General features: G+C 60.0%; 6 protein-coding genes. All 6 read left to right on the top strand.

Annotated features, from left to right (window positions below; translation table 11 throughout):
* The first annotated feature begins 597 nt into the window (after nucleotides 1-597).
* Nucleotides 598-1,347, top strand: a complete 750-nt coding sequence (locus HX786_RS30075) for an electron transfer flavoprotein subunit beta/FixA family protein (RefSeq protein WP_004371224.1) — start codon at nucleotides 598-600, stop codon at nucleotides 1,345-1,347.
* Between the two features lie 2 nt (nucleotides 1,348-1,349).
* A complete protein-coding gene (locus HX786_RS30070; RefSeq protein ID WP_004371223.1) occupies nucleotides 1,350-2,279 on the top strand; it encodes an electron transfer flavoprotein subunit alpha/FixB family protein in 930 nt (309 codons plus the stop codon).
* 83 nt (nucleotides 2,280-2,362) lie between these two features.
* A complete protein-coding gene (locus HX786_RS30065; protein WP_178913001.1) occupies nucleotides 2,363-3,178 on the top strand; it encodes an ABC transporter substrate-binding protein in 816 nt (271 codons plus the stop codon).
* Between the two features lie 9 nt (nucleotides 3,179-3,187).
* Nucleotides 3,188-3,550, top strand: coding sequence for a DUF4398 domain-containing protein (locus HX786_RS30060; protein WP_178902611.1), 363 nt, complete (start codon nucleotides 3,188-3,190; stop codon nucleotides 3,548-3,550).
* A complete protein-coding gene (locus tag HX786_RS30055; RefSeq protein WP_004371220.1) occupies nucleotides 3,547-4,359 on the top strand; it encodes an OmpA family protein in 813 nt (270 codons plus the stop codon). Before HX786_RS30060 ends, HX786_RS30055 begins: the two co-directional genes overlap by 4 nt.
* A 233-nt stretch (nucleotides 4,360-4,592) precedes the next feature.
* Nucleotides 4,593-5,242: GntR family transcriptional regulator (locus tag HX786_RS30050; RefSeq protein ID WP_178913000.1), on the top strand; the 650-nt coding region annotated here is incomplete at its 3' end.

Below are 5,242 nucleotides of genomic sequence, written 5' to 3'. Positions count from 1 at the left end.
CGCCGACGATGACCACGTCGAATTCCATGTATTCGCGTTCCACAGGCTATCTCCTACTCAAGGCTCAACGGCTTTTTTTTCTAATGGGTGGAGGTTCGGTAATCCGTCCCACAATGCCTGCATCAATCTCATGCAAGGGGCAGGGGACGACCCACCTTTCTCTCTAGCTGGCGCATTATATCTACACCACTCTCAGCGTCCAATACAAACGTTTGTTTGAATTGCCCGCAAGCTAGGTAAATCAAAGCAACGCGGCTTATAACTGACCATTTTGGCGTATTGACCGGAATAGGCGTTCCGGTCAATATACGGTCGGTTTTGCGCATCCCGTAGGCAGACTGTGGGTTTCAAGGCCACCTCGAAAGACAGGCTGAAGGCAAATAAGGGTGACGCGCGAGCCACGATGGCGCGCAGTTTACACGCCACGATAATGAATGACCTCTCAGTCACCGCTGACGAACGGTCATCACTCCCGTGAGCAAGGTCCCCCGCCGACGATTGCCGGTGTTTTTGGAGGTGCCCTTGTGTGCCGATGAGCATCAAACCGCCAGGTTCGCCTAGGCGACTTTCTTTTCACCGGAGAGTAACGAGGAATCCATGAAGGTTCTTGTAGCTGTCAAACGCGTTGTCGATTACAACGTGAAAGTTCGCGTCAAGGCGGACAATTCCGGCGTCGACCTCGCTAACGTCAAGATGTCGATGAACCCTTTCTGCGAAATCGCCGTGGAAGAAGCCGTACGCCTGAAAGAGAAAGGCGTTGCGACTGAAATCGTCGTCGTTTCCATCGGTCCGACCACTGCTCAAGAGCAGCTGCGTACCGCCCTGGCGCTGGGTGCCGATCGCGCCATCCTCGTCGAATCCGCTGAAGAGCTGACGTCCCTGGCCGTTGCCAAGTTGTTGAAAGCCGTTGTCGACAAGGAACAGCCATCGCTGGTGATCCTCGGCAAACAAGCCATCGACAGCGACAACAACCAGACTGGCCAGATGCTGGCTGCACTGACCGGTTACGGCCAGGGCACCTTCGCCTCGAAAGTCGAAGTGAGCGGCGACAAGGTTGCCGTGACCCGCGAAATCGACGGCGGCGCGCAGACAGTTTCCCTGAAACTGCCGGCCATCGTCACCACCGACCTGCGTTTGAACGAGCCGCGCTACGCGTCCCTGCCAAACATCATGAAAGCCAAGAAGAAGCCTCTCGAAGTGCTGACTCCGGATGCTTTGGGCGTTTCCACCGCCTCCACCAACAAGACCGTCAAAGTCGAAGCGCCGGCTGCACGCAGCGCGGGCATCAAGGTCAAGTCGGTGGCTGAACTGGTCGAGAAACTGAAAAACGAAGCGAAGGTAATCTAACCATGACTATCTTGGTAATCGCAGAACACGACAACAAGGTCGTGGCTCCGGCCACCCTGAACACTGTTGCCGCCGCCGCCAAAATCGGTGGTGATATCCACGTGCTGGTCGCCGGCCAAAACGTTGGCGCCGTGGCTGAAGCCGCTGCCAAAATCGCTGGCGTGAGCAAAGTACTGGTTGCCGATAACGCAGCCTACGCTCACCAATTGCCGGAAAACGTTGCGCCGCTGGTAGCAGAGCTGGGCGCTGGCTACAGCCACATCCTGGCTGCCGCCACCTCCAACGGCAAAAACATCCTGCCGCGCGTTGCTGCGCAACTGGACGTTGACCAGATCTCCGAGATCGTTTCGGTAGAAAGCGCCGACACCTTCAAGCGTCCGATCTATGCCGGTAACGCCATCGCTACCGTGCAGTCCACTGCGTCGGTAAAAGTCATCACCGTGCGTGCCACCGGTTTCGACCCGGTTGCTGCTGAAGGTGGTTCGGCTGCGGTTGAAGCTGTGGCTGCTGCCCACGACGCTGGCACTTCCAGCTTCGTTGGCGAAGAGCTGGCCAAGTCCGATCGTCCGGAACTGACCGCTGCCAAGATCGTCGTTTCCGGCGGCCGCGGCATGCAGAACGGCGACAACTTCAAGCACCTGTACGCCCTGGCCGACAAGCTGGGCGCTGCGGTCGGCGCTTCCCGCGCTGCCGTCGACGCAGGTTTTGTACCGAACGACATGCAGGTCGGCCAGACCGGCAAGATCGTTGCGCCACAGCTGTACATCGCCGTCGGTATCTCCGGCGCGATCCAGCACTTGGCCGGTATGAAAGACTCCAAGGTGATCGTTGCGATCAACAAGGACGAAGAAGCACCGATCTTCCAGGTGGCTGATTACGGCCTGGTGGCGGACTTGTTCGAAGCCGTACCCGAGTTGGAGAAGCTGGTCTAATCCAGCCGCTTCACTTATAAAGAGCCCGGTCTTTTGACCGGGCTTTTTTTTGCCCGGTAATTTTTCAACTGGAGAACCCTGCCATGGAATTGCGTTCCTGGACTGTACTGCTGGCCCTGTCACTGCTGCCGGCGGTGTCGCTGGCGGCTGGCAAATGTGATCGCCTGGTGATCACCGGCAGCCCGGACGCACCGCCTTATCTGTGGCGTGATCCCCAGGACCCCACGCACTTGATCGGCGCCACCGCCGACATACTGCAGCAAGTGGCCAAGGACCTCGGGGTGAAAATCGACCTGCTGTACGGCGGCAAACGTTCCCTGGCGCTGGAAGAAGTGCGCAGCGGGCGCATGGACATCCTCGCCGACGCGCCATTGACCCTCGACGCCCTGGACTCCCTCGACTACATCCACCCGGCATTGGTGCAAACCGATTATCTGGTCTGGACCCGCAAGGATTCGACCCTGGCCTACAGCCAGGCCGGCGACCTGCACGGCCACAAGGGCGCGGTGTCGGAAAGGGCACGCCTGAGCCGCGACTTTGAAACCTTCGCCGGTGAGCAACTCACCCTGCAGCGCCTGCCCACCCTGACCCCGGCGTTCCAGAAATTGCTGTTGGGAGAAGTGGACTACGTACTCGCCGGACGTTATTCCGGCATGGCCATGGCCCAGACCCTGGGCATGAGCAACGACCTGGTGGCGCGGGAAATCCCCATCGACCAGCCGGGCCTGTACCTGGCTATTTCCCACAACTCCGCCTGCAACGATCCGTGGTTGCGCGGACAGCTCGCCAAAAAGATGACAGAATTGCCCGCGTCCGGTCTGGCGGAAACCGCGCTGCAGAGCAATCTTAAGCGCTGGAAAGCGCAGTTGCAGCAACCCGTCGGCACCCCAACAAAGTAGGGATTTTCAGTGACTATTCGACCTCTTTTCGCGGCCCTCGCCGTTGTAGCTCTGGCGGGATGTGCAGCCGATCCTGCGCCGAATGAACAGATGCGCCTGACCCGGCAAGCCCTGGAACAAGCCAGCGCCGTGGGCGCCGTTGCCAGCGATTCGCCCGAGCTGAAGCTGGCGGAAGACAAGTTCACCCAGGCCCGTGCCGACATGGCCGATGAATCCTACAAGGACGCCCGCATGCAGGCTGAAGAAGCCGAGCTGGACGCCCGCCTGGCGGAAGCGCGGGTGCTGACCCGCAAAAGCCAGGAGCAACTGAACGTGCTCAACACCCGCATCACCCGCCTGCGCAAGCAGTTGCAGTTGGGAGACGCCCAATGAGCCCGTTGATGCGTGGGTTGAGCTGTGTGGTGTTGCTGGGCAGTGCGCTGGGTGGTTGTGCGACGCACCCCGACAGTAACCTCGCCTTGCAACAGGCCAGCACTGACTTCCAGAAGGTCAAGGAAGATTCGAATGTGCTGCGTATCGCACCCAAGGACGTGATTCGCGCCGGTGAGTCCCTGGCCCGTGCCGACCGTTTCTCCAGCTTCTGGGGCAGCGGCGCCGATGTGGCGCATTACGCCTACCTGAGCCAGCGCTACAGCGCGATTGCCCGGGAACACACCGAGCAGGCACTCAACCAGGAGCGTGGGGTCAAGCTGGAGCTGGAACGCCAGCGCCTGCAACTGGCCCTGCGTGAAGCCAAGCTCTCCAGCGTTCAGCAACAGGGCAAATGGATTGAGGCGCAGATATCCAGCCTGACCACCGTCCAGCCTGATCGCGGGCTGGTGATGACCCTGGGTGACGTGCTGTTCGATACGGGTGATGCAGAGCTGCAAAACTCGGCCAACCGCACCGTGCTCAAAGTGGTGCAGTTCCTGCAGCTGAACCCCAAGCGCGTGGTGCGCATCGAGGGTTACACCGACAATACCGGCGGCGAACAGGAAAATATCAAACTGTCCCGGGACCGCGCTCAAGCGGTTGCGGATGTACTGAGCGACCTGGGGATCGACGAAAAACGCATTCAGGTCGAAGGCTACGGCGATCAGTATCCGGTCGAAGCCAACGCGTCTGAGCGGGGCAGGGCGCAGAACCGTCGGGTAGAAATTGTGTTCTCCGACGAAAAAGGCCAGCTGGGCGCTGCTCGCTGAACCTGATTCTCAAGGTGAAAGCTGATTCCTGTGGGAGCTGTCGAGCCNNCTCCCACATAAGCCCGATCAATGATCGGGTTTTTTATGCCTGCGATTCAGTTCGCAACCCTTACAGTTTTTTCTATCACTGCCGCCCGCGCTCGACTATTGTGGCAACTGTCCCCGTACACTTCTAAACTGTGCCGGTATGTTTCACACAAAAATAAAATACCCGTGAAATCGAGTGCTGCGTCATGACCAATCTGTTGCTCTACCAACGTATCGCCCAGCAGCTGGCTGAGGATATCCGCCGCGGTGTCTATCAGCCGGGCGAGCGCGTGCCTTCGGTACGCAAAATGAGCTCCCAGCTCAACGTCAGCCACGCCACCGTGTTGCAGGCCTACGCGAACCTGGAAGACCAGGGTTTGATTCGCGCGCGGCCGCAGTCCGGGTATTACGTGCACCAGACGCCGGCGCTCACTGCGCCCACGCCGGACATCGCCCGGGTCGAGCGTCCAGGGTTGGTCACCCGCAGCAGCATCATTCAACAGGTGTTGGTGGAATCCCGTCGCGAAGGCGTGTTCCCGCTCGGCGCCGCCGTGCCGAGTGTCGACTACCTGCCTGTGCGCGCGCTGCATCAGCAACTGGCCAAGGTCACGCGTTTCCAGAGCCCGCGGGCGTTCAGTTACATGTTCAGCCCGGGTTTCGAGCCGCTGCGGCGCCAGGTGGCGATCCGTATGCGCGATGCCGGGGTGGTGGTCGACCCCTCCGAAGTGGTGATCACCCATGGGTGTGTCGATGCATTGCAGATGTCGCTGCGGGTGCTGACCCGCCCCGGCGACCTGATCGCCGCCGAATCGCCGACCTATTACGGCTTGCTGCAACTGGCCGATCTGCTGGGCCT

The organism is Pseudomonas sp. 21615526 (assembly GCF_013386245.1).
Taxonomy (GTDB): domain Bacteria; phylum Pseudomonadota; class Gammaproteobacteria; order Pseudomonadales; family Pseudomonadaceae; genus Aquipseudomonas.
The sequence above is the reverse complement of the archived record's forward strand: the minus strand, read 5'-3'. Positions and strand labels throughout refer to the sequence as shown.